The organism is Nonomuraea sp. NPDC049784 (assembly GCF_040659615.1).
Taxonomy (GTDB): domain Bacteria; phylum Actinomycetota; class Actinomycetes; order Streptosporangiales; family Streptosporangiaceae; genus Nonomuraea.
In genome coordinates, this window is the sequence record NZ_JBFAMX010000078.1 from 1 (window position 1) to 22,211 (window position 22,211).

Annotated in this window: 23 protein-coding genes and 2 pseudogenes; 11 read left to right on the forward strand and 14 right to left on the reverse strand. The window is 69.0% G+C overall.

The features are described from left to right. The coding region (locus AB0J09_RS18710; RefSeq protein ID WP_360692051.1) for a sigma-70 family RNA polymerase sigma factor at window positions 1-608 on the reverse strand (608 nt) is incomplete at its 3' end. Window positions 609-778: 170 nt separating this feature from the next. Between AB0J09_RS18710 and AB0J09_RS18715 the strand changes: the two genes are divergently transcribed. Both AB0J09_RS18715 and AB0J09_RS18720 read left to right on the forward strand, forming a co-directional pair. Continuing rightward, complete coding sequence (locus AB0J09_RS18715; RefSeq protein ID WP_360692054.1) at window positions 779-1,180, forward strand: hypothetical protein; 402 nt, start codon at window positions 779-781, stop codon at window positions 1,178-1,180. Window positions 1,181-1,377: 197 nt separating this feature from the next. Then, window positions 1,378-1,884 (forward strand): carboxymuconolactone decarboxylase family protein, encoded by a 507-nt coding sequence (locus AB0J09_RS18720; protein ID WP_360692057.1) that lies wholly within the window; start codon window positions 1,378-1,380, stop codon window positions 1,882-1,884. A gap of 62 nt (window positions 1,885-1,946) precedes the next feature. Here the strand turns inward: AB0J09_RS18720 and AB0J09_RS18725 are convergent, their stop codons facing one another. Genes AB0J09_RS18725 through hisD form a run of 3 tightly spaced genes read right to left on the reverse strand, consistent with a single transcriptional unit; the run spans window position 1,947 to window position 5,641 of the window. Next, window positions 1,947-3,269 (reverse strand): MFS transporter, encoded by a 1,323-nt coding sequence (locus AB0J09_RS18725; RefSeq protein ID WP_360692060.1) that lies wholly within the window; start codon window positions 3,267-3,269, stop codon window positions 1,947-1,949. A 29-nt stretch (window positions 3,270-3,298) separates the two neighbouring features. Next, entirely contained in the window at window positions 3,299-4,336 is a 1,038-nt protein-coding gene (locus AB0J09_RS18730) for an aryldialkylphosphatase (protein ID WP_360692063.1), read from the reverse strand. Between the two features lie 15 nt (window positions 4,337-4,351). Further along, a complete protein-coding gene (hisD, locus tag AB0J09_RS18735; protein WP_360692066.1) occupies window positions 4,352-5,641 on the reverse strand; it encodes a histidinol dehydrogenase in 1,290 nt (429 codons plus the stop codon). A 120-nt stretch (window positions 5,642-5,761) separates the two neighbouring features. Here hisD and AB0J09_RS18740 point away from each other — a divergent pair, with 120 nt between their 5' ends. The 3 genes and pseudogenes from AB0J09_RS18740 to AB0J09_RS18750 all read left to right on the forward strand — a co-directional run bounded on the left by AB0J09_RS18740 (window position 5,762) and on the right by AB0J09_RS18750 (window position 8,000). After that, window positions 5,762-6,697 carry a LysR family transcriptional regulator gene (locus tag AB0J09_RS18740; RefSeq protein WP_360692068.1) on the forward strand — a complete coding sequence of 312 codons (936 nt, stop codon included), beginning with the start codon at window positions 5,762-5,764 and terminating at the stop codon, window positions 6,695-6,697. 105 nt (window positions 6,698-6,802) lie between these two features. Then, window positions 6,803-6,928: pseudogene (locus tag AB0J09_RS18745) on the forward strand (TetR family transcriptional regulator); the annotation flags it as partial. A gap of 61 nt (window positions 6,929-6,989) precedes the next feature. Next, a complete protein-coding gene (locus AB0J09_RS18750; RefSeq protein ID WP_360692071.1) occupies window positions 6,990-8,000 on the forward strand; it encodes an amidohydrolase family protein in 1,011 nt (336 codons plus the stop codon). Window positions 8,001-8,098: 98 nt separating this feature from the next. Here AB0J09_RS18750 and AB0J09_RS18755 read toward each other — a convergent pair whose 3' ends face one another. Further along, window positions 8,099-9,520: an FAD-dependent oxidoreductase gene (locus AB0J09_RS18755; protein ID WP_360692073.1), complete on the reverse strand. Its 1,422-nt coding sequence runs from the start codon at window positions 9,518-9,520 to the stop codon at window positions 8,099-8,101. Between the two features lie 83 nt (window positions 9,521-9,603). Between AB0J09_RS18755 and AB0J09_RS18760 the strand changes: the two genes are divergently transcribed. Then, window positions 9,604-10,227 carry a TetR family transcriptional regulator gene (locus AB0J09_RS18760; RefSeq protein WP_360692076.1) on the forward strand — a complete coding sequence of 208 codons (624 nt, stop codon included), beginning with the start codon at window positions 9,604-9,606 and terminating at the stop codon, window positions 10,225-10,227. A 63-nt stretch (window positions 10,228-10,290) separates the two neighbouring features. Here AB0J09_RS18760 and AB0J09_RS18765 read toward each other — a convergent pair whose 3' ends face one another. From AB0J09_RS18765 to AB0J09_RS18785, 5 genes are all read right to left on the reverse strand, one after another. Then, the gene (locus tag AB0J09_RS18765) at window positions 10,291-11,175 is read right to left on the reverse strand and encodes a helix-turn-helix domain-containing protein (protein ID WP_360692079.1); all 885 of its coding nucleotides are present in this window, start codon (window positions 11,173-11,175) and stop codon (window positions 10,291-10,293) included. A 37-nt stretch (window positions 11,176-11,212) separates the two neighbouring features. Then, a complete protein-coding gene (locus tag AB0J09_RS18770; RefSeq protein WP_360692082.1) occupies window positions 11,213-12,022 on the reverse strand; it encodes an alpha/beta hydrolase in 810 nt (269 codons plus the stop codon). Between the two features lie 519 nt (window positions 12,023-12,541). Beyond that, window positions 12,542-13,279, reverse strand: coding sequence for an SDR family NAD(P)-dependent oxidoreductase (locus AB0J09_RS18775; RefSeq protein WP_360692084.1), 738 nt, complete (start codon window positions 13,277-13,279; stop codon window positions 12,542-12,544). Window positions 13,280-13,337: 58 nt separating this feature from the next. Further along, complete coding sequence (locus AB0J09_RS18780) at window positions 13,338-13,517, reverse strand: hypothetical protein (protein WP_360692087.1); 180 nt, start codon at window positions 13,515-13,517, stop codon at window positions 13,338-13,340. Then, entirely contained in the window at window positions 13,502-13,696 is a 195-nt protein-coding gene (locus tag AB0J09_RS18785) for an NAD-dependent epimerase/dehydratase family protein (RefSeq protein ID WP_360692090.1), read from the reverse strand. The genes AB0J09_RS18780 and AB0J09_RS18785 overlap by 16 nt, the downstream gene beginning before the upstream one ends. Before the next feature lie 401 nt (window positions 13,697-14,097). Here AB0J09_RS18785 and AB0J09_RS18790 point away from each other — a divergent pair, with 401 nt between their 5' ends. After that, on the forward strand, window positions 14,098-17,241 hold the full coding sequence (locus AB0J09_RS18790; RefSeq protein ID WP_360692093.1) for a BTAD domain-containing putative transcriptional regulator: 3,144 nt from the start codon (window positions 14,098-14,100) through the stop codon (window positions 17,239-17,241). Here AB0J09_RS18790 and AB0J09_RS18795 read toward each other — a convergent pair. Together AB0J09_RS18795 and AB0J09_RS18800 are read right to left on the reverse strand one after the other, a co-directional pair. Continuing rightward, window positions 17,225-17,545 (reverse strand): ABC transporter permease, encoded by a 321-nt coding sequence (locus AB0J09_RS18795; protein ID WP_360692096.1) that lies wholly within the window; start codon window positions 17,543-17,545, stop codon window positions 17,225-17,227. The two genes, AB0J09_RS18790 and AB0J09_RS18795, sit on opposite strands and share 17 nt — an antisense overlap. After that, window positions 17,539-17,853: pseudogene (locus AB0J09_RS18800) on the reverse strand (DUF4162 domain-containing protein); the annotation flags it as partial. The pseudogene AB0J09_RS18800 and the gene AB0J09_RS18795, both read right to left, overlap by 7 nt. 180 nt (window positions 17,854-18,033) lie before the next feature. On the opposite strand from AB0J09_RS18800, the gene AB0J09_RS18805 reads away from it, so the two are divergent. Beyond that, the gene (locus tag AB0J09_RS18805; RefSeq protein WP_360692099.1) at window positions 18,034-18,567 is read left to right on the forward strand and encodes a hypothetical protein; all 534 of its coding nucleotides are present in this window, start codon (window positions 18,034-18,036) and stop codon (window positions 18,565-18,567) included. 111 nt (window positions 18,568-18,678) lie between these two features. Beyond that, window positions 18,679-18,903, forward strand: a complete 225-nt coding sequence (locus tag AB0J09_RS18810; protein WP_360692102.1) for a hypothetical protein — start codon at window positions 18,679-18,681, stop codon at window positions 18,901-18,903. Window positions 18,904-19,016: 113 nt separating this feature from the next. Here AB0J09_RS18810 and AB0J09_RS18815 read toward each other — a convergent pair whose 3' ends face one another. Then, on the reverse strand, window positions 19,017-19,391 hold the full coding sequence (locus AB0J09_RS18815; protein ID WP_360692105.1) for a DUF6223 family protein: 375 nt from the start codon (window positions 19,389-19,391) through the stop codon (window positions 19,017-19,019). A gap of 217 nt (window positions 19,392-19,608) precedes the next feature. Between AB0J09_RS18815 and AB0J09_RS18820 the strand changes: the two genes are divergently transcribed. Both AB0J09_RS18820 and AB0J09_RS18825 read left to right on the forward strand, forming a co-directional pair. Next, on the forward strand, window positions 19,609-20,736 hold the full coding sequence (locus AB0J09_RS18820; RefSeq protein ID WP_360692108.1) for a histidine kinase: 1,128 nt from the start codon (window positions 19,609-19,611) through the stop codon (window positions 20,734-20,736). After that, entirely contained in the window at window positions 20,733-21,395 is a 663-nt protein-coding gene (locus AB0J09_RS18825; protein ID WP_360692111.1) for a response regulator transcription factor, read from the forward strand. Before AB0J09_RS18820 ends, AB0J09_RS18825 begins: the two co-directional genes overlap by 4 nt. Before the next feature lie 395 nt (window positions 21,396-21,790). On the opposite strand, the gene AB0J09_RS18830 is transcribed toward AB0J09_RS18825, so the two are convergent. Further along, window positions 21,791-22,186 (reverse strand): YbaB/EbfC family nucleoid-associated protein, encoded by a 396-nt coding sequence (locus AB0J09_RS18830; protein ID WP_360692114.1) that lies wholly within the window; start codon window positions 22,184-22,186, stop codon window positions 21,791-21,793. Window positions 22,187-22,211 lie beyond the last annotated feature (25 nt).

A 22,211-nucleotide genomic window follows, 5' to 3' on the forward strand; every position in this document is an offset into this window, starting at 1 on the left:
TTGAAGTCCTTGACGATGCCGGCCTGCCGGGCTGCCGGAGTCGCGGGAGCCTGCGACGCGCGAATGCGACGGCGGGCTGAGACGGCCAGCTGGCGGCATGCCGCCGGGGTACGGCCGACGATCTCGGCGACTTCGGCGAAGGAGTACTGGAAGACATCGTGCAGGACGAACGCGACGCGCTCGGCTGGAGTCATCGATTCGAGCACGACGAGGAAGGCCATGTTGATCGACTCGTCGAGAGTGACCCGGTCGGCCGGGTCGACGGTGGTGCCGCCCGGCTGCGCGTTGATCCACTCCGTACGCTCGGGCAGCGGCTCCGGGATCCATTCGCCCACATAGCGTTCCCGCCTCGCGCGTGCCGAGCCGAGCAGATCGAAGCAGATGCGACTGGCCACCTTCGTCAGCCAGCCACCGGGGGACTCGATGCCCTCCTGCTGCTGCGGGGACATGGCGTACCAGCGGGCGTAGGTCTCCTGTACGACATCTTCAGCATCGGCCAGGGAGCCGAGGAGCCGGTACGCCAGATTGATCAGCTGACGCCGCTCGCTCATGATCGCGCTCAGGCCCGGATCGAGCCGGTCGGCTCCTGGCTCGGATGGGGTGGTCATGGTGTCGCCGACTCCCTTGGTCGCATCCGCCCTCGCCAGTTCGACAAGACAGCGCACCGAACTGTCAGGTTGGCGTCGCCTGACATTTCCAGCGGTCGTGTCGTCGGACTACTGAGACACCGGTCGCAAGTCTCAAACCACCGCTGAGATTTAGAAGGGAAGACCTCGCCATGTCCACGCCTACGACGACAAAGCAGGGCAACCTCATGTTCCTGCGTGTCGCGATCACCCTGCAAACCTTGGCCGTGTTCGCCGCGCCGATCACCGCCGGACTGTTGCTGTCCTCGCCCAGCGGACGGGCATTGCACAGTGTTTCGGCCTACGGAGTGTTCACCGTGGCGCTGTTGCACCTGGTCGCCGCGATCTTGGTGTGGCGGCCGGGCGGCGGCTCGCCCAGGCCCATCCTCTACGCGCTCGGGTTCTTCGGGCTCACGTTGGCGCAGATAGCGCTGGGCATTGCGCACGTGAAGACCCTACATGTCCCATTGGGCGTCCTGATGTTCGGCGTGAGCGTCCTTCAGCTCAGCCGCGTCTCGGCCGGTCGCCGCACTCACATGGACGCAGCGGCATGACGCTTGGCGCGTCGCCTCACATTCCCTGCGGTTGGGTCGCCGGGCGCTGGAAAGCTCAGCGACCCCAGCCGATATGCGGATCGCCGTCGAGCCGGAACGCGTGATCGTCCTCGCGGCCGGTCACCTCGTGATGGAGGACCAATCTCACCAGGTCCCAAGCCTCAAACCACCGCTGAGATTCAGAAGGGAACCTCGCCATGTCCACACCCACGACGACCAAACAGGACAACCTCCAGTCGCGTCTGCCCGACCCCACCCAGCTCTTCCCCGAGCTGGCAGCACTCGCCGGAGCCATGTCCAAGGCCACCCGGAACGGTTCGATTCCGCACACCACCATCGGCCTGGTGCAGCTCCGCGCCGGACAGATCGTCGGCAGCACGTACCACACCGTCCGGCAAACCGGCAATCTCCGCAAGGCCGGGGAAACAGAGGAGCGCATCACCGCCGTGGCGTCATGGCAGGACGCCCCCTACTTCACCGACGCCGAACGGGTCGCGCTGGAGCTCGTGGAGGCCGTCCTCACCCCGAACCCGTCTGGGGAACGTGTCCCCGACGAGCTGTATGCCAAGGCATCCGCCCACTACGACGACAAGGCGCTGTGGACGCTCACCCTGGCGATCAGCCAGATCTGCTTCTTCATCCCCGTCGCTCTCATCGCCAAGCCGATCCCCGGTAAGGCCCCCGGGAAGAACTACAGCAGATAACGCCGGGCAGGCTCAGGACGAGGACGGTAACCGCCGACGCAGGCCAGCGGCCGGCGGCGGCGCTACCGCCGCCGGTGCCCGGTGTCCACGCCGAGCCGTTCTTCGACGCGTGTCTCTGGAGTCGTCGCCGCCACCGCCAGTGCTGCGAGGGCTACCACGACGAGATAGTAGCCGGGTGCCATCGCGGTCCCGGTGACCTCGACCAGCCACGTGCCCACGAACGGCGCCGTACCGCCGAAGAGGGCGAAGGCCACGTTGTAGCTGATGGCAGCGCCCGTCACGCGGGTCGCGGCGGGCAGCAGCTCGACGAAGAAGGTGTAGCTGCCGCCCCCGTACGTGCACAGGGCCGCGGCCAGCAACAGCTGCCCGATCACCGCGGTGCCGAATGAGCCGCTGGTGACGAGCATGAACGCGGGCAGCCCCACGACTGCGACCGCTGCCGCGCCGATGATCAGCATCGGTTTGCGGCCGAACCTGTCGGACAACCGGCCGCCGATCGGCAGCAGCAGGGAGAACGACAGCAGCGCCACGGCGTTGGCCGCGAGCGACTGCAGCAGATTCAGCCCGACGACGGTTTGAAGGTAGGTGACGAAGTAGCCGACCAGGACATAGAAGCCCAGGCCGGACAGCGCCATGACGGCGAAGATCTGCCCCAGCCGGACCCAGTTGCCGCGCAGGCTGCCCTGCACGGGACTGGCCTCGACCGCGTTCTCCCGCTGGAGCTCCTGGAACACAGGGCTCTCCTCGGTGCGGCGGCGGATGTAGATGCCGATCAGCGAGAGCGGCAGAGCCAGCAGGAAGGGGACGCGCCAGCCCCACGAGGCGTAGGCCGTGTCCGACACCGCGCCGGATATGGCCATGATGAGGACCAGCGCGATGACGGACGTCGCGGCGGAGGCGGCGATCGTGATGCCGATCCACGTGCCGCGACGTTCGAACGGCGCGTGTTCGAGCACGAATGACGGCGCGCCGACCGCCTCACCACCCGCCGAGAAACCCTGCGCCAGCCTGCACACCACGAGCAGGACGGGGGCGATGATCCCGGCCGTGGCGTGCGTGGGAAGCAGCCCGATGAGCGCGGTGGCCACACCCATGCACATGAGCGTGGCGTACAGAACGGTCCGGCGGCCGGTGCGGTCGGCGAGCACGCCGAAGAACAGCCCACCCAGTGGACGGGCGACGAACGCGACACCGTACGCGGCGAAGACCGACAGCAGGCCGGCGACCGGGTTCTCACTGGGGAAGAACGCCTTGGCGATGGTCACAGCGGAGAAGCCGTAGATCGCGAAGTCGTAGAACTCGACGAACTGGCCCGTGCTGGCCCCGAGGAGCACGCGCCGTTGGGCGGCGGTTGTGCCGCCCGGGCTGATGAAATCGCGGATCATGGAGGGGGTGAATCCTTTCGGCCTGGCGATCAGCCCGCGAAGGCGAGCGCACGAGCGGGGTTGGCCACGGTGATCTGCGCGATCTGGGCATCGCTGACGGCCTTTCGCCGCATCAGCGGCAGGACGTGCTCCAGGATGTGGGCGTAGCCTTCGCCGCCATAACGCACCAGGTTGGTCTTGTGGCAGATGTCCTGGGAGATGAGGATCTGGGACGCGTAGCCGCCGTCGATCAGATCCACGATGTAATCCACGCGGGTAGCGTCGTTCGGCATGTCGATCGGCGCCAACGAGTAGTAGCTGGATTCCTGTCCGAAGAGGTCGAACTCGACGTAACATCCGCTGCTCGCGATGGCCCGCATCTCGGGCGCGGAGAACACGGTGCGCTCGACGTGGCTCATGATGACCCGCGCCGGGTCGACGCCCTCGGCGATCACGATGTCCAGTGCCTGCCCCGGCGAGCGCGGATCGCGACCGGGATGGATCATCAGGGCCGCGCCGGTCTCCCTCTGCGCCGTGCACGCGGCCCGCAGCACCTTCTCTTCCTCCGGATGCAGCGGGTGGCTGAGCCCGATCTCCCCGATGATCCCCGCCCTGATCGACGTGCCGTCCACGCCGGTACGTACGTCGGAGACGATCTCCGCGGCCAGGTCGTCCCGGTCCCTGGTCGTCACGTCGGCGGGGTGATAGTCGCGGTAGTAGAAGCCGCAGCCCATGACGACGTGCACGCCGCTGCGCCGGGACACGGCGGCCAGGCCGTGGGGGTCGCGGCCGAGCCCGATGCTGGTGGCGTCCACGACAGTGCTCCCGCCCGCCTCGGCGTAGGGCCGCAGCTCGGCCACGGCCATGTCCACGCTGTCGAGGCGGAGATCCTCGGAGGTGTGCCGGCGACGTACCCGGTAGTGGTTCTCGAGGGTGATCGGCGCGTTGTCGATCGCCCGCTCACCGACCGTGGAACGGGACGGGAGCGGGCGCGACAGGTCGATGAGCAGGTGCTCGTGCGGCTGCGTGTGCCCCAGTGCGGCCGGGTCGATGTCACCGAGTACGGTACGGACAATGGTCTGCGGCATGGCTCCTCCTGCCCGTCATGCCCAGGCCGGGCGCTGTCCCCTGGGCTGGGCCCGCAGGTCGCCCGAGCGTGCGTGTCCCTCGAAGCGCTCTGCCCGGGCGGCACGTCCGCACAGTTCGCCGAGGTAGGCGCTGGCGGAGTCGGTGGTCACCTCCTGATAGGTGACGGTCTTGAGGTACATGCCGACCCACAGCCCGCCCGTGTAGCGGGCGGCGCCCCTAGTGGGCAGCACGTGGTTGGTGCCGATGACCTTGTCGCCGAAGGAGACGCAGGTCCGCTCGCCGAGGAAGAGCGAGCCGTAGTTGTGTAGCCGGTCCAGTGCCAGGCGGGGCTGTCTGGTCAGCACCTGGACGTGCTCGCTGGCGTACTCGTCCGCCACGGCGAACGCCTCGTCGAGGTCGTCCACCACGATGACCTCGCCGTGGTCCCGCCAGGCCGGCCCGGCGACATCGCGGGTGGGCAGTTTCGCCAGCTGGTCCTCCACTTCGCGCAGCGTCGCCTCGGCGAGGCCGGCCGAGGTAGTGACGAGCACGGCCGGCGAGTCGGGGCCGTGCTCGGCCTGGCTCAACAGGTCGACTGCCACCACGAACGGGTCGGCACTGTCGTCGGCCACGATCAGCACCTCGGTGGGCCCGGCGAACAGGTCGATGCCGACCTCCCCGAACAACTGGCGCTTCGCCTCGGCGACGTATGCGTTGCCGGGCCCCACCAGCATGTCCACCCGCGGGATCGACTCCGTCCCGAGCGCCAGCGCTGCCACCGCCTGTACGCCGCCGAGCAGGTAGACCTCGTCGGCTCCCGCCAGGTGGATCGCGGCGATCGTGGCGTGGGGGAGGTCGCCGCCGGTGGCCGGCGTGCAAGCGGCCACCCGCGCCACGCCGGCGACCTTGGCCGGCACGATCGTCATGTGCGCCGAGGCCAGCAGCGGATAGCGGCCGCCCGGTACGTACGCGCCCACGGCCCCCACCGGGATGCTCCGCTGCCCGAGCAGCACGCCGGGCTGCGTCTCCTCCTCGAAGTCTCGCAGCGAGGCCCGTTGCCGCTCGGCGAACCTGCGTACGTTCGCCTGCACCTCCCTGATGTCGGACAGGGTCTGCCGGTCCACACGGCGCAGCGACTCCTCGATCTGCCGCTCGCTCAGCCGAAATTCGGCCGGCGCCCACTTGTCCAGCCGCTCGGAGTGGGCGCGGACCGCCGCATCCCCGTTCCGCCGCACATCGTCGATGATCTCGGCGGCCACGGTGCGGGGATCCGCGCCCGCTGCCGCGGGGGCGCTCGCCGACGCACCCTTGATAATTCTCCGCATGCCGCTCCCTATCTGAAATGGCGTCATCGCTGCTGGTCAGAGGTGGTTTTCACGGAGCATAGAAGACGGCTTACCATCGCACAACGGGGACAAATCCATTCCTATCGATAGGGTTTCCCTATGACTTTGCAACAGCTGCAGGCATTCTTGGCAGCTCGCAGGGGCGGCTCGTTCACCGCCGCGGCCCGCAGTCTCGGGCTGACCCAGCCGTCTGTCTCGGAGCTGGTGCGCCGGCTGGAGGACGAGCTCGGCATGGAACTGTTCCGCAGAGTGGGCCGGGGGCTGGTCGGCACGCACGCGGGCGACGAGCTCGCGCCCTTCGCCGAGCGCGCCCTCGCCGCCGCCGATCAGGGCGTCACGGCCGTGCGCGCGCTGCGCGACCTGGAGGGCGGTACAGCGACCTTCGGCCTGTTGCGCAACGCGGAGTTCTACGCCCTGTCGGAGCTGGCCCTGCACTTCCACCGCCGCCACCCCTCGGTTCGGGTACGGCTCGTGGGCCAGAACTCCGCCGAGACCGCAGCCGCCGTCCAGAGAGGCGAGATCGAGGCCGGGCTGGTAGCGCTGCCCGTGGAAAACCAGGGCCTATCCGTGACCCCGCTGGTGCGCGACGAGATCGTCTACGTCACCGCGGACGCCGGCCGCGCCGCCTCCCCGCGCACCATCGCCGACGTGGCCGACGCCCCCATGATCTTCTACGACGCCCACTACGGCGACACCGACCCGGCACGCCGCCAACTGGCCACCCGGGCCCGGCTCGCGGGCGTCACCGTCGAACCCCTCATCGAGGTCGAGCATCTTGCCTCAGCCCTGACCCTGGTCCGGGCCGGCGTAGGTGACACGTTCGCGTGCCGGGCGGCGGTCGCCAGCGACATGTTCCCGTCCGGACTGCTTGTGACCTCGTTCGCCGAGCCGGTGTACGACACCATCGCGCTCGTCACCCGCCTCGGCCACACCCTGTCACCGGCCACGCGTGAACTCGTCCGGTTCGCCCAGCAAACGCTCCTGGACCACGCTCGCGGCCCGCACGGCACCACGACCATCATTTTGCCCCACTGACCAGCGCCTGCCCGTCGCCTATCCTCCCGGCCTCGCCAGCCTGACCTGCGTCCTCGCGCTCGAAGAAGCCGGCGCCGGCACGACCCCGGGCGGCGGGACCGGCTGATCGACGCGGCGCTCACCGTCATCGCCGAGCGTGGCGTCGCCGGGACGACGCACCGGGAGATCGCTCGCACCGCGGATGTGCCGCTGGGTTCGATGACCTACCACTTCGCATCCCTGGAGGAAGTGCTCGCCGAGGCGTTCACCCGGCACGCCGATGCGGTGGCCCGCATCTTCGACGAGCGTCTGCGTGCCGCCCCGGATCACGACGCGGCGGTCGAGGCGGTCATCACGCTGGTGTCGGACGGCCTGCTCGGCCACCGGCAGTCACGACTTCACCGCCAAGGACTACTTCGACGAGGTGCAGCGGCGCCTGCAGGAAGTCGACCAGAGGGTCGAGGACATGGACCGCAACGGGATCGGCATCTCGATCCTGTCGCTGACCCAACCCGGTATCGAGGGGATCACCGACTCCCGCAAGGCCGTGGACATGGCCCGCAGGATGAATGACCATGCTGCCGAGAATCTCGTGGCCCGGCACCCGGAGCGGCTGCGTGCCTTCGCCGCGCTGCCTCTCCAGGACCCGGAGAAGGCCGCCGAGGAGCTGGAGCGCGCAGTGCGTGATCTCGGGTTCGTCGGTGCTCTGGTCAACGGCTACAGCAACATCGGTGACGAGAACTCCGCCCAGTATCTCGACGAGCCGCAGGTCGAGCCCTTCTGGGCCCGCGTGGAGCAGCTCGGCGTGCCGGTGTATCTGCACCCGCGGATTCCGCTGCCGGACCAGCAGCGGATCTACCAGGGGTACGAAGGGCTGCTGGGATCGGCATGGGGCTTCGGGGTCGAAACAGCCACCCATGCGCTGCGACTGATCTTGAGCGGCCTCTTCGACCGCCATCCTGGCGTCAACGTCATCCTGGGTCACCTCGGTGAGGCGCTCCCCTTCACCCTGCCGAGGGTCGAGCACCGGCTGCGCCATCAGCGCCGCGAGACCCACGGCGTGCACGAGAAGCCCCCGACCGAATACCTGAGGAACAACTTCTACCTCACGACCAGCGGTGTCTTCCGTACCCAGACTCTGCTGGACACCCTCCTGGAGGTCGGAGCCGACCGCGTTCTGTTCTCCGTCGACTACCCCTACGAGTCGATGGACGAGCTCTCGCCCTGGTTCGACCAGTGCCCCATCAGCGAAAACGACCGCGTGAAGATCGGCAGGAGCAACTCCGAGAAGCTGTTCCGTCTCCAGCAGCGTGCCGCGGCGTGAGCTTCCAGTCCTCGCGTCCCGCAACGTTGCACGCCAGATGAAGACTCCGGTCGGCACACTAGGCCTGTATGAGTGGTCGGGCCTGTCTCCCCGCAGGCCTACGCCATGAGGGACCAGCACGGATTGCCGATGAGGGCGTCCAGGTCGGGATCCTTGTCCGCCGCCCAGGCCGCGTAGCCGTCGGGCCGGACCAGAATCGCGTGCGGCAGGCCGTCCACCGGCTGGGCGCTCGTGGCACCGAGGTCGTGCGGGAGGATCCCGGCCAGGTCGAGCAGGACAGGCCTGCCGGACAGGAACAGCGACGGATCGAGACCGGCGACTCGGTGACCGACCAGCGGGTGGTCGCCGGGCAGGTCGTAGGAGTGCGACAGCCCCGACATCATGCCCGCCAGGTGTCTGTTGGCCTCGGGCAGGCTCATCAGGTCGGTGAAGACCTTGCGCAGCTCGATGACGTCCGCGCTGGGCCGGGGGTTGGCGAAGACTCGCTGCGCCCGGGTGATGTGCAGGACCCAGGCTCCGGCCGGGTGCCGCTCGGCGTGGTAGGTGTCCATGAGGTCCGTCGAGGCCTGGCCCCGTAGCACCGCGGCCATCTTCCAGCCCAGGTTGAAGGCGTCCTGCACGCCCAGGTTCAGGCCTTGTCCACCGAAGGGTGGGTGGATGTGCGCGGCGTCGCCGGCGAAGAAGACGTTGCCCACCCGGTAGCTGTCGATCTGCCGGGTGGCGTCGCCGAACCGTGAGGCGTTGTCCACGGCGGCCAGCACGGTCTGCTCGCCGTACACGATGCGCAGCAGCTCGGAGATCTCCTCGAACGTGACCGGCCTGTCCTTGGCCGGCTCCTCCTCGCCCGCCGACCCACCGGTGAACCGGTAGCGGCCGCCGCCCAGCGGCACCAGCATCACCCAGCGGTCGTCGGCCTCGCGCGTGAGCGTGCTGATGTGCCCGGGGGTCTTCGGCACGAGGTCGGACACCGACGACAGCCGTACGTCGGCCAGCACCGCCGTATACGTCCCCGGCCTGCCGGGAAACGGCACATTGAGCAGCTTCCTGACCGTACTGTGCGCGCCGTCGCAGGCCACCAGGTAGCGGGCCTCGATCCGCCGGTCGCCGGCCGTCACGACCACGCCGTCGTCCGACTGCTCCACCGCCGTCACCGCGGTCTCGCGCAGCACCTTGACCCCCAGTGCCGTGGCACGCTCCTCCAGCACCTCCTCGATCTCCCACTGCGGGATCGCGAGCGGGTACGGGTGCGCGGTGTCCCACGCCGTGCAGTCGAGCGGTACGGGCAGCATCGCGAAGTGCCCGCCCATCGGCTCGCGTGAAAGCGCCCTGGCCTGCATCGGCTCCAGCAGGCCGCGCAGTTCGAGCAGTTCCTGTGTGCGCGGCTGGATCGTGCCGCCCTTGGTCTGCTCGATCCGGTACGGCAGGCGCTCCACCACCAGGACGTCCACTCCAGCCAGAGCCAGCTCGCAGGCCATCGTCAGTCCGGTGGGTCCGGCGCCCGCCACGATCACTTCGGTCATCGTTCCTCCGAATACTCGACCAGGTGCAAATATATACCTAGCGCAAGAAACGTACGAGTGCAGGGTTTTGATACCGTGGAGGCATGACAGGGCTGCGTGAACGCAAACGGGCACGGACCCATGCCGCCATCTCGGAAGCCGCCATCGCGCTCTTCCTTGAGCGCGGGTTCGACCAGGTGTCCGTGGCGGAGGTGGCTGAGGCTGCCGAAGTCTCGAAGCGGACCCTGTTCGCCTACTTCCCCGCCAAGGAGGACCTCGTCGTCCACCGCTTCGCCGACCACGAGACCGAGGCGGGCCGCGTGGTGCGCGCCCGCCCGCCGGACGTCGGGCCGCTGGCCGCCCTCCGTGACCACTTCCTGGACGGCCTGCGCGACCGCGACCCGATCACCGGCCTCAACGACGTCCCGGAGATCATCGCGCTCACCCGCATGGTCCGGGAGAATCCGGCGCTACGAACGAGGGCGATCCGCTTTCAGGAGGGTTCGGAACAGGCGCTCGCGGAGGCGCTCCAGGACACCGCCGGCGTCCCCGCCCTGACCGCGCGCCTGGCGGCCATGCAGGTGGTGGGCATGCACTGGCTGTTGTCGATGGACAATTCCCAGGCGCTGGCCGACGGCCAGTCCGCTGACGAGCGCTATCCGCAGGCGGTCGCCGACGCCGAACACGCCTTCACATTGCTGTCCGAGGGCCTGGCCGGGCACGTATAGCGATCTTTGGTCATGATCTGCGTCCGGTTTTCACGAAATGCCAGATCGTCGCGGGCAGGCTGTTCAACGAAGGTCGGGGATGCGTTCGCCACCCGTCACCGGGCTCCGGGTCGGCGATGAATCCGGCCACGCAACGTCGTCAATCGCGAGCCACGGCGCGACGGCCACGGCCGTGGGCGTAAGCCCGGCGAACGCCTTGACCTCGCGGTGGAGGTGGGACTGGTCGACGTAGCCGCTCTCGGTGGCAACGTCGGCGGCGGCGTGACCCGCCGCGAGAAGGTGGGCGGCGTGGTCGAACCGCACCAATCGGGCGGCGCGTTTGGGTGTGATGCCGAGCTGGGACCGGAAGCGGGACCACAGGCGCTTGCGGCTCCAGCCGACCTCGTCCGCCAGGCCTTCGACCCGCATCCGCCCCCGGCTGGTGAGCGTCCGCCGCCAGGTGTAGGCGACCTCCGGATCGACCGGTGGGCGGGCGTCCAGCCGCCGGCCGAGGAGTTCCGCCGCGATCGCGAACCGTTCGTCCCACGACGCGGTGGCGCGCAGCCTGTCCCCGGCCCGCCCGGCCTCGCGGCCCCAGACATCCTCGAGGGATACCACCGTCCCGCTGAGCTCGGCCGATGCGCCGAGCACCGCAGCCGCCACGACCGGCTCCAGCCGGATCTGGAGGCACTCGGCAACCCCATAGCCAGCTGCCCGAAGGTCGCCGGGGAGGAGCCCGACGACGACACTGCCGCGCTCGTGCCGGCCCTGGGCGTCGTAGACGATGCCTTCTCCGTCGCTCAGGTCGATGAGCAGGGTAACGGACGGGTGCACGACCATGGCGATGTCCACCAGTGCGGGAACGCGTGGGCGGAACCCGGCCATGCTCACCCCCGGCAGCCGACCGGACGGGCGCGGGACTGCGACGTCCACCCACGCCCAGTCGAGTGGCGTCCCGGTCGACAGCACATGACCAGTCTAGGTCTCAGGGATCACGGGCGGGGTGTCAGCGGCCCGTTGCCGTGAAGTCCAGCAGCAGTTCGCTGGTCGCCTCGGGCGCTTCGAGCATGGGTAGGTGCCCGACGCCGGGCAGCAGCTCGACCCGCGCGTTCGGCACCGCGTCGTACTGGTGCGCCGACGACGGCTCCCAGCGGGGGTCGGCAGCGCCGAAGATCACCAGCAGTGGGACCTCGAGGGCGGTGAGACGGTCGGGCACGCTCCGCTCGGTGATGTAGGCGGCGTTCCCGCGCAGCACCGCCCTGGTCGTGCGGTACGTGATGCCTCGTAAGCCGGCGACCAAGTCGTCCGGGACGTCCACCGGGCGAGCGGCCGTCGCCCTGATCCCACCGCGGATCATCGCGTCCGAACGCCTCGGCCACAGGAGCGGGCCGAGAGGCGGGGCCAGCAGGACCCGAAGGATGAACGGCTGCGGAAGGAACGCATCGAGACTCGGGCCGGAGCTGATCAGCGCGAGCGACCCCACCAGGTCGGGGCGCTGTTCGGCAAGCGCGGTGGCGACGTAGCCGCCGCTGGAATGCCCGGCCACGGCGATGCGACGAAGGCCGAGGTCGTCGAGCACCTCCGCCACCCGGGCCGCCTGCACGGGCACGTCGTATGACAGCCCAGGCGGGGACTGGCCGCAGCCCGGGAGGTCGACCCGGATGACGTGATGGTGGCCGGTCAGTGCCGGGACCACCGGGCCCCAGAAGGCGCCCGAGGCCCCCGATCCGTGGATGAGCAACAGCGGTGGCGCCTGCCGCGGGCCGTCGTGGACCACGTGCATCCCATGCGACTGCTCAACGTCGTACTCACTCATGCAGGGAATGATGCATGGGCTGCCGACTATCGGTCTTGGACAAATGTCGTCGTGGAGTTGAGGACCGCCGGGCTCCGCTCCAGCGAGCGCTCGAAAGCCAGGCCCCTCTACATAGTCATGCCCGACGATCGAGTCCCGGCATTGGGGCGATCGTCGGCGATGAGACGCACGTCACACCCAGCTTCCTGTCACGCATAGCCCGGGCTACCCGGTCAACCGTGTGTAGAGCCTCGACCTCATCGCCGTCATCAACCAACAGCCTTGAGCAGACACGGCCTAAGACAGACCCCGCCATTCCGCATCAGACCGACGTGGCGAGCCAGCGCGATCCAGCGTGCCCGTAAGGCCCCGGCCGCTGTCGCTACGCGGTGGGCCGGCGGCGGACGCGATCAGAGTGAGCAGCCTGCCCGGATGATCGACCTGCGGGTTGGAGGGTCTTCGTACTCGCCGAGGCCGCGCCGGCCCGTGGTACGTCCGGCGCGGCGAAGGTCGCCCCTGCGCGGGGGCGGTGTCGCTCGCCTACCGCGTCTGGTCGGTCGGGCGGATGAGGATCTCGTTGACCGCGACGTGCTCCGGCTGGGTGACTCCGTACACGACAGCATTGGCGATGTCCTCGGGCTGCAGGGTGCGCATGGAGGCGGCTATGTTCTGCGCGGCAGCCTGCATCGTGGGGTCCGTGATGTGGTCGGTCAGTTCGGTGGCGACAAAGCCGGGCTCGACGACCACGACCCGCACGCCCTGGGCGGTGACCTCCTGCCGCAGCGCCTCAGAGAAGGCGGTGATGCCGAACTTGGTCGCGGCGTAGGCGCCGTTGCCGGCCGACGCGGTACGGCCCGAGGTCGAGGAGACCTGTACGACGGCGCCCTTGCGCTCCAGCAGGTACGGCAGCGCAGCGTGGACCGTGTACATCGACCCGAGCAGGTTGGTATCGATCATGCGCGTCCATTCCGTGGTGTCCGCACCCGCGATCGGGCCGGCGAGCATCACCCCGGCGTTGTTCACCAGGATGTCCAGGGCGCCGAAGTGCTCGACGGTCTTCGCGACCGCGGCCCGCACCGACTCCTGGTCGGTCACGTCCAGTTCAAGGGCCAGCACCTCGCCGGGCACCTTGCTCGCCAGAGTCTCCAACCGGTCGGCGCGCCGGGCCCCGACCGCGACCAGGGCCCCCTCCGCTGAGAGGGCCAGCGCAGTGGCCTCGCCGATGCCCGACGACGCTCCAGTGACGAGGACGACCTTTCCATTCAACGTGTTGCTCATGTGCTTCCTTTCCGCAGGGGCTCACAGGTTCCGTCATGCCGCAATAGCTTGGCCGCGCTCAGGACGGACGAGGAGCGCGGCGGTCCTTGCGCCGGGCGAGCTTTTCGTCGTCCACCAGGACGAGCATCGGGTCGCACAGCATGGTGAAGGTGAAACGGAGCGAGATGTGGGATCGCCCGCCGGGCACGCCGCGAGATGGCGGCTCGGCCTCCGGCACCACGGTCAGTGCCGTTTCCAAGCGGGCGATCTCGACATCACCACCTGCGCACCCACCAGCACCTCGGCCAGCCCCTCGCCGGTCAGCGTGTTGACGCCGGTATTCGGCGCCGCCGCCACCGCCTCGTGACCATGCTCGCCCAGCTTCGTCACCAGCTTCGACCCGATCAGGCCCGTCCCGCCGACTACCACGATCTTCATCGCGATCCCTTTCGTCCACCGGGCCACCTCGTTGCCACCCGGTCGCCAGCTAAGACCGGACAGCCTCCAGGCTTGTGACAGCTGCGCGAAATTCCTTTCAGACCACCGATGACACCATCGACAACGATCAAGATCTGCTCTGAAGCTGCCAACTGACCAGGGGCCCTACAGCTGGACCTGGATGACCGCCACCGGGACCGACGTTGTGCCCGACGTGCGGAAGGAGGTAGCCGGTCGCACGTCGGCCGTGCGGTATCAACCGGCTCGAACGCCATCGCGCTGTGGCTACGCTTGCGGTGCGCTACGAAGCCGCGGTTCTCATCGTGATCAACGAATGGCTCTAACCGGACTTCGGTGCAGGCCCTGGTCGGTCGTCGCCACGGTTCGGCTAAATTGCTCATGTGCGAGTCGAATTGCTCGGACCGTTCGAGGTCCGGAACGGCGATGGGGCCGTGATGGAGGTTCCTGGGATTCGGCTGCGCGCACTGCTGGCTGCACTCGCCCTCGAACCTGGCCGGATCGTCACGCGTGCGAGGCTGGTGGACTGGATCTGGGGGCAACGGCCGCCCGCGGACGAAGTGAATGCCTTGCAGGCGTTGGTGTCCAGGCTGCGCAGGGTGTTGCCGGACGGTGTGATCGAGGCGGATTCCGGCGGGTACCGGCTGGCCGTGGCTCCTGATGCCGTGGACGTGTGCAGGTTCGAGCACCTGGTCGGTCAGGCCCGTGCCGCCGAGCCTGCGGCGCGGGCGGATCTGCTGCGCTCGGCCTTGGCATTGTGGCGCGGTACGGTCATGGCGGACATCGCACTGCGAGACAGCGATGCGTTCGACGCCGCGGTCGCGCGTCTGGACGAACTGTACGTCGCCGCGCTCGGGGATCGGGTGGATGCGGATATTCGCCTCGGCCGTGGCTCGGAGTTGGTCTCCGAGCTGACCGAGCTGGTTGCCGCGTACCCGCTGCGGGAGGGGTTCGTGGCGGCCTTAATGCGAGCGCTCGCCGAGGCGGGGCGCGGGAATGAAGCGTTGATCGTGTACCAGCGGACGCGCGAGCGGCTCGCTGAGGAGTTGGGCACCGATCCATCCGCCGAGCTCTCCGCGCTGCACACCGCGTTGCTGCGTGGCGAGCTGGGCGAGCGGGCGGAGAACCGCCGGACGAACCTGCGCGCCGAGCTGACGAGTTTCGTCGGCAAGGACGAGGACATCTCCGCGGTCGCCGTTTTGACCATCGGGCATCGACTGGTCACCTTGACGGGGGCGGGTGGCTCCGGCAAGACAAGGCTGGCCACGGAGACCGCGCGGACGGTGCTCGCCGAGCTGCCGGATGGGGCGTGGCTGGTCGAACTGGCCTCGGTGCGGGCAGGCGGTGAGCTGGCGCAGGCCGTCCTTACCGCGATCGGCCTTCGTGACCAGGCATTGCTCGGTGATGCGCGCGGTGGGGAACCGATGGATCGGCTCATCGCCGCGGTCCGGGAGCGCGCGATCCTGCTGATCCTGGACAACTGCGAGCACGTGATCGAGGAGGCCGCGGCCTTCGCGGATCGGCTTCTGGGGGAGTGCCGGAGGCTGCGGATTCTGGCCACGAGCAGGGAGCCGCTCGGTATCACCGGGGAGGTGCTGTGGCAGGTCGAGCCACTCGCGCTGCCCGCGGAGGGAGCGGACCCCGCCGAGGTCGCCTCCTCGCCCGCGGTGCGGCTGCTGCGGGACCGCGCGGATTTGGTACGCAAGGACATCGGCTCCGACGCGCACACCTTGTCGGCCATGGCGCGGATCTGCCGGGCGCTCGACGGGGTGCCGCTGGCGATCGAACTGGCCGCGGCACGCCTGCGCACCATGTCCATCGATCAGCTGGCACGCCGGCTCGACAACCGATTCCATCTGTTGACCGGCGGCAGCCGTACGGCGCTTTCCCGGCACAAGACGCTGCGCGCGGTGGTGGACTGGAGCTGGGATCTCTTGTCCGAGGCCGAACGTGGCGTGCTGCGGCGGCTCTCGGTCTTCTCCGGCGGGGTGAGCCTGGAAGCGGCCGAACGGGTGTGCGGCGACGAGGCGTTCGCCGGGGAGCAGGTGCTCGACCTGCTGACCGCGTTGATCGAGAAGTCGCTGCTGCTCGCCGACGGCGAGGGCACGCCGCGCTACCGGATGCTCAACACCATCAGGGAATACGCGGCGCACCGGCTCGCCGAAGCCGGGGAGACCGAGCTGGCGCGCCGGGCGCACCTTGCCTACTTCACCGAGCTGGCCGAGACGGCCGAGCCGCAACTGCGTCGGGCCGAGCAGCTGGAGTGGCTGGCCACGCTCAAGGCCGAGCACGACAACATCAGTACGGCCCTGCGCGGGGCGATCGCCGAGGGATGGGCCCAGGAGGCGATGCGGCTGGTCGCGGCCGTGGGCTGGTACTACTTCCTCAGCGGGCACCGGGCCGAGGGCACCGAGTTGAGCGTCGCGGCGGCCTCGCTGCAGGGTGAGGTGTCCGATGAGGTGCGGGCGATCGCGTACGCCATCGTGACAGTGTTCATGACCTCCGGGCCCGGCCGCGATCAGTATCAGGCGCAGGAATGGATCCACGAGGCGCACCGGCTCACCCAGCGCAGCGGGCATCGCCACGTCATGCTCGGGTTCGTCGAGCTGTGGGAGCGGATGCTGCAGGAACCGACGGATTTCCTGTCCGTGTTCGAGCCGCTCATCGCCGACGAGCATCCATGGGTGCGCGCGCAGGCCAGGCTCACTCGTGGCCGATTCCGGCTCACGCTCGGCGGCGACGAGACTGGCGTGGACATCGACGCCGAGATCGCCCTTGCAGAGTTCCGCACGCTGGGTGACCGGATGGGGATCTCGTTGGCGCTGACCTTCCTGGCCGATCGGCTTGCCATGCGCGGCGAACTCGCACGCGCGTGTGAGCACTACGACGAGGCGGCCGAGGCGCTGACCGAGTTGGGCTCGACCGAGGACGCGGTCGGCCTGCGGGCGCGGCAGGCTCAGCTGTACTGGTTGCTCGGCGATGAGCGATCCAGCACCTCCGCCATGGCCGAAGCGCGGCGGTGCGCGGACGGGATCTCCTGGCCGGACACGCTTGCCGAGCTGGCGCTTTCGGAGGCGCAGCTGGCCCGCTGGCGCGGCGAGCCGGACCAGGCATACGAGCACCTGGCCACGGTGCGGGCGATGATGGGCGAGGAGGAACTGAGCGACTTGGCCCGCGCCAAGACCATGGACCTGTACGGCTACCTCACCGAGGACCTCGAGAAGGCCCGCGCGCATCGGAGCGACGCGCTCGGCGCGGCTGTGGGGACGACGTATCCGCCGCTGATCGCCGAGGTGCTGATCGGGATCGCGGATCTCGCGCTGCGCCAGGGCCAGTATGAGCAGGCCGTGCGATTGCTCGCGGCGAGCGACGGCGTGCGCGGTACGCCGGATCGTTCGCAGCCGGACGTTTCCAGGATCGCCGCGGAGACGCGGAATCACCTCGGCGAAACCGTGTTCGCCGAGGCGACCCGCGACGGACAGCGGCGGGATTGGCGTGAGCTGGCCGAGATCACGCTCGCTTCGTGAACGTCGCGCGCGCCCACAGGTAGCCGATCAACGTGAGCCCGGCACACCAGGCGATCGCCGTGATGGCCGTGCCCGCCGATGGCGTGCCGGTCAGAAACCCGCGCAGGGTTTCGATGATCGGGGTGAACGGTTGGTACTCCGCGAATTGCCGCGCACCCGGCCCCATTTTGTCGGCCGGCGCGAATGCGCTGCTCAAAAAGGGAAGAAGCATCAGCGGGACGCCGAGGATGCCCGCGCTTTCCGGTGTCTTCGCCGCGAGACCGGCCGCGATGGTCAGCCAGCTGATCGCCAGTGCCGTCAGCACGACGATGCCGATCGCGCCGAGCCACTGCGGGAAGCGGTAAGGGCGAGGAAGACGTCATCCAGGTCCGGTGTATGCACCGACAATTCCTCGACTTCTATGGATTGCGCATCGAGCCGATCGAGCAGTGCGCGCAAGGACCTCACCCCGCCATCGCCGGGAACACGCAAGGTCAGCTCTTCGTCGTCCCTTGTGGACTCGTGCAGGACCCGTGCCGCGACGTCGAGTTCGTGCCGATTGGTGAACCGTAGCCGGACGTGGCTGCCGGGAACCCGGCGCTTGAGCTCATCGGCGGTGCCCTCGGCGACCAGCCGGCAAGGTGATGGTGAGGGTTTCCTTGCGATTGGAGAAGGTGCGTCGCACGGTAAGCGAGGCGCCCGGCGGGGATGCCTGGCCGCCTGGACGGCTTACGGCGGGCGGTTCAGCATCTTGACATGCCGACGACTGAGTGGATCAATTGCGGACTTGTGCGCATCCTTGCAGGAACACTGATGGTCGCCACCATGGTCGCCGGGTGCTCGAGCGACCCCGTCGACGTACCACCGTCGGTCGCGCTCCCTTCGACCATGTCCCCGAGCCCCGAGCCGCGGGTGGAGTCCGTAACTCCTTCGCCGCGGGCGACGCCGAGCCCAGTGCCGCTTACCGTTGATCAGGCGGCCCGGCGTTATCTGGGCATCGTGCGGCCGTACAACATCGCGCTCGAGCGACTCGAGCAGGCGATCAACGGCGGCCAGCCTGTCGCGGTGCTACGCCGCCGAGCAGCGCAGGTCGCCACCGCGAACAGGACGCAGATCCGGCATTTGACCGACACCGCCTGGCCCAGGGCGCTGCGCGGGCCGATGGGGCAGCTCAAGGCCGAATCGCTCAAGGCGCAACGGCACTGGCTCCTGGGCGCGCGTGCCCGTGCCCGCGACGCGCTCATCCAGGAGGTGCTGAACGCCGCCCGCCACGACGGAAAACCGGCGGTGGGAAAGATCCGCACCCTACTCCACCTGGAGCAGTACGACGAAGACGACTACTCCTGATCGTCCAGTACACCTGTGGCATGCGACCGGCCCACACCAGCCGACCTGCGGGGTCGGCTGGCAGTTGCACGTTCATTGGTCTAACCGCCTCCCCAGGCACCGGCGTTCGGTGTGCTGGTCTACTACGCCATCGCCAACGCCGGCGCCTGGACCCTCACACCCGGCGAGGGCCGCCCGGTACGGCTGATACCCGCCGCCGGCCTGACCGGCTGCCTGGTCCTCGCCTTCGCCTTGCCGCTTTCCTCAGTGATCACCGGAGTCGCGGTGCTGGGCGTCGGCGCCGCCGCATACGGCCTGCGACGGGCGATCACGGCCCGCTCATCAGAGAGTCGTTGACGATCTCCTGGGCGAGTTGCTCGGCGCGGTGGGCACCGCTCAGGTCGTCTTTTCCGTTTGGGTGGTCTTCAGGCAGAGCCGAAGACGCGCTCGTATTCGCGCCGGTCAGCCGGTCAGCCGGTGCGGCGGGAGCGGGTCAGAGCAAGCCCGCCGAGGATGATGCCGATCAGCCCCACCACCAGGGCCACGTAACCCCCTACTATTCCGTAGCCGGTGCCGGGACCACCATCGGCGGCGGCCACGACCAGCCCGCCGATGACCGCGCCGGCCAGCCCCATTACCAGGGCTACGTTGGCCCCGCGTCTTCCGGAGCCGGTGCCGATACGACCCGCGGAGCGGGCCAGCGCGAGCCCACCGATGACCACGCCGGCCAGCCCCAGGAGCGCGGCCACGACGGACCAGAGACGTCCGGTGGTCAGGGCGTAGGAACTGACGGGATCCGGCTGGACCCAGACGTGCGCGGCGGTAATCAGGTGACGGATGGACACGGGGTGCTCCTTCTCCTCCTATGACTGCTCGTCGCTTGATGATGTCCGCCGGACCTGTGGCCGGTCGTCGGGCGGGCGTGGGCAATTCGGGCTGCCGCCGTTGCCGTAGCCGGTTGCTGCGGACGCTGCAGGAACCGGGAAGGTACTGCGTGTGCGGTAGGCGCCGGTCGTCCGTGCGTAGGATTTGCCCGCGCGGACAATCGGTTATGGTGCGCGCATGAGCACAGGACGGTTCGCTGTCCGGCCTGGTGTCGCAGACTGGGTGATCGCCATCGGTGTGGCGGCCACGCTGCTCGTCACCGGGCTGTCCGGACAGCACTCCGCCACGTACCTCGACCTGCTCGGCTACGCGCTGCTGACGGCTGGGGGCCTGGTGCTGGCCGCGCGCCGCCGGGCTCCGGTTCTCGTCCTGGCCGTCACCGGGCTGTGCGCGGTGGGTTACCAGGTGGCCGGTTTCGACGTGCCTGCCGTCGCGTACTTGTTCGCGGTGTACGCAGCCGTACGGGCTGGACACCGTACCAGCACGGTGGCGGCGAGCGTGATCATGCTGGCTGTGCTCCCTCTCGCGGCCCTGGCCTCGGGCCTGCACGACACAGGTGAGGCGTTCGCGCAGGCCCGGGGCGCTCTCGAGTTGGCCTGGCTGATCGCGGCCGGTGCCGCGGGCGAAGCGCTGCGGCAGGCCGAGGGTCGGGCGGACGAAGCCGAGCGCACCCGGGAGGAGACCGCGCGGCGCCGCGCCGACGAGGAGCGGCTGCACATCGCGCGGGAGCTGCACGATTCGCTCACCCACCAGATCTCGATCATCAAGGTGCAGGCCGAAGTAGCCGTGCACGTGGCCCGCAAGCGGGGTGAACAGGTGCCGGAGGCCCTGCTGGCGATCCAGGAGGCCGGACGTGAGGCGACCCGGGAGCTGCGCGCGACCCTGGAGGCGCTGCGCGACGACGACACGACCCCGCCACGCGGGCTCAACCACGTTGCGGAACTGGTTGAACGAGCTCGGACGACCGGCCTGGACGCGACGCTGACGATCGAGGGACAGCGCCATGACGTGCCGGCCGCGGTGGACCGGACCGTCTACCGGATCGTTCAGGAGTCCCTCACCAACATCGCCCGCCACGCCGCCGCGGCGACGGCGTCGGTCCGGATCGACTACCGTCCCGGCTCCCTCGCGGTACGCATCGATGACGACGGCAAGGCCACCTCGGACATCGCCCCGGTGCCCGGCGTCGGGCTGCTCGGGATGCGCGAACGAGTCACCGCCCTCGGCGGTCGCCTGCTGGCGGCACCGCGCGGCGAGGGCGGCTTCACCGTACAGGCTGAACTTCCCGTGGACCGAACATCATGATCCGTGTCCTGCTGGTCGACGACCAGCCGCTGCTCCGCAGCGGCTTCCGCGCGCTCCTCGACCTCGAGGACGACATCGAGGTGGTGGCCGAGGCCGCCGACGGGCAGGAGGGCCTGGCCCTGGTCAAGGAACACCTGCCCGACGTTGCGCTCATCGACATCCAGATGCCGGTCGTCGACGGCATCGAGGTGACCCGGCGCATTGCCGCGGACCCGGCCCTGGCCGGGGTGCACGTCGTCATCCTGACCAACTACGGCATGGACGAATACGTCTTCAACGCGCTGCGCGCCGGTGCGGCCGGATTCCTCGTCAAAGACATCGTGCCGGAAGATTTCCTGCACGCCGTACGCGTCGCCGCGCGCGGTGACGCCATGCTCGCACCGTCGATCACCCGCAAGCTGATCAACCGGTACGTCACCCAGCCGCTCGACACCGGCGCCGGTACGGGACTGAAAGAGCTGACCAACCGCGAACGCGAGGCCGTCGCCCTGGTGGCGCAGGGTCTGTCCAACGACCAGATCGCCGGCCGCATGGTGATCAGCTCGCTGACCGCGAAAACCCATATCAACCGGGCCATGGCCAAGCTTCAGGCCCGCGATCGTGCCCAACTCGTCGTCCTCGCCTACGAATCCGGCCTGATAGTGCCACGCAACTCCTGACGTCCACGGTCCGGATGCCGACTCCCCACCAGGGTGGTTGCCCGGATCCGGACGCGTGGTCTGGGCCAACCCTTGGAACGTCCCATCAGGCCCTGTCTCTACCTGGAGCCGCGCCATGGGTTACCCGCCACAATCGCAAGACCCCTATGGGCAGCAGTACGGTCGGCCAGGGCAACCCAACCATCGGCGGGATGGCGCCGATGGCCGTGGTCTGGCCCTTTCCGGGTCATGCTCGGTTGGGTGCTCACGGGCGCCTGGATCGCGCTCTGGGCTCTGTCCTGGACGGGCGTTTGTACATGGCCGTCAACCTCACCAGCGTGGCGATCCCAAGGTGTTGGCGCAGCCGGCCCACGCTTCGAAGGGCTGGCGATCGACGGCGACACCCTCTACCTCGGCTACCGGTTCTGGAGGGCGGCGATGAAGTCCGACTGGAGGGAGTCCAGGCGGGCGCGGGCCTCGGCCGGGTCCATGGGCAGGGGGTCGGCGTGGTCGATGCCCACTGCGCGTACCTGCTCCTCCGTCTGCTCCCGGACGGACATCTGGGCTGCGCGCAGCGCCGCCACGATTGCCTCGGCCAGTTCGTCGGCGCCCATCGTCCGCAGCACGCGCGGGTCGAGCCGGAGGTCGCGGACCAGGCCGTCGGCCTCCACGGTGGCCTTGATCTTCCCGCCCGCCGCCATGACCTCGCCGGTGACGTCACGAAGCCTGCGCATCGCCTCGCCCAGTTTCGCCATGGCCTCGTCGGCTTGCCTACTGATCTTCTCGAGTTCTTCGGGCGTGACGTCGAACATGACAGCGAGTTGATCAATGGTGTCT

What these genes read in the sequence shown, in the direction of transcription:
- AB0J09_RS18805 (WP_360692099.1), top strand. Translation starts at nt 18,034, where the DNA reads ATGGTCGCCACCATGGTCGCCGGGTGCTCGAGCGACCCCGTCGACGTA.
- AB0J09_RS18740 (WP_360692068.1), top strand. Translation starts at nt 5,762, where the DNA reads ATGACTTTGCAACAGCTGCAGGCATTCTTGGCAGCTCGCAGGGGCGGC.
- AB0J09_RS18720 (WP_360692057.1), top strand. Translation starts at nt 1,378, where the DNA reads ATGTCCACACCCACGACGACCAAACAGGACAACCTCCAGTCGCGTCTG.
- AB0J09_RS18755 (WP_360692073.1), bottom strand. Translation starts at nt 9,520, where the DNA reads ATGACCGAAGTGATCGTGGCGGGCGCCGGACCCACCGGACTGACGATG.
- AB0J09_RS18775 (WP_360692084.1), bottom strand. Translation starts at nt 13,279, where the DNA reads ATGAGCAACACGTTGAATGGAAAGGTCGTCCTCGTCACTGGAGCGTCG.
- AB0J09_RS18825 (WP_360692111.1), top strand. Translation starts at nt 20,733, where the DNA reads ATGATCCGTGTCCTGCTGGTCGACGACCAGCCGCTGCTCCGCAGCGGC.
- AB0J09_RS18785 (WP_360692090.1), bottom strand. Translation starts at nt 13,696, where the DNA reads ATGAAGATCGTGGTAGTCGGCGGGACGGGCCTGATCGGGTCGAAGCTG.
- AB0J09_RS18820 (WP_360692108.1), top strand. Translation starts at nt 19,609, where the DNA reads ATGAGCACAGGACGGTTCGCTGTCCGGCCTGGTGTCGCAGACTGGGTG.
- AB0J09_RS18830 (WP_360692114.1), bottom strand. Translation starts at nt 22,186, where the DNA reads ATGTTCGACGTCACGCCCGAAGAACTCGAGAAGATCAGTAGGCAAGCC.
- AB0J09_RS18760 (WP_360692076.1), top strand. Translation starts at nt 9,604, where the DNA reads ATGACAGGGCTGCGTGAACGCAAACGGGCACGGACCCATGCCGCCATC.
- AB0J09_RS18715 (WP_360692054.1), top strand. Translation starts at nt 779, where the DNA reads ATGTCCACGCCTACGACGACAAAGCAGGGCAACCTCATGTTCCTGCGT.
- AB0J09_RS18770 (WP_360692082.1), bottom strand. Translation starts at nt 12,022, where the DNA reads ATGAGTGAGTACGACGTTGAGCAGTCGCATGGGATGCACGTGGTCCAC.
- AB0J09_RS18725 (WP_360692060.1), bottom strand. Translation starts at nt 3,269, where the DNA reads ATGATCCGCGATTTCATCAGCCCGGGCGGCACAACCGCCGCCCAACGG.
- hisD (WP_360692066.1), bottom strand. Translation starts at nt 5,641, where the DNA reads ATGCGGAGAATTATCAAGGGTGCGTCGGCGAGCGCCCCCGCGGCAGCG.
- AB0J09_RS18730 (WP_360692063.1), bottom strand. Translation starts at nt 4,336, where the DNA reads ATGCCGCAGACCATTGTCCGTACCGTACTCGGTGACATCGACCCGGCC.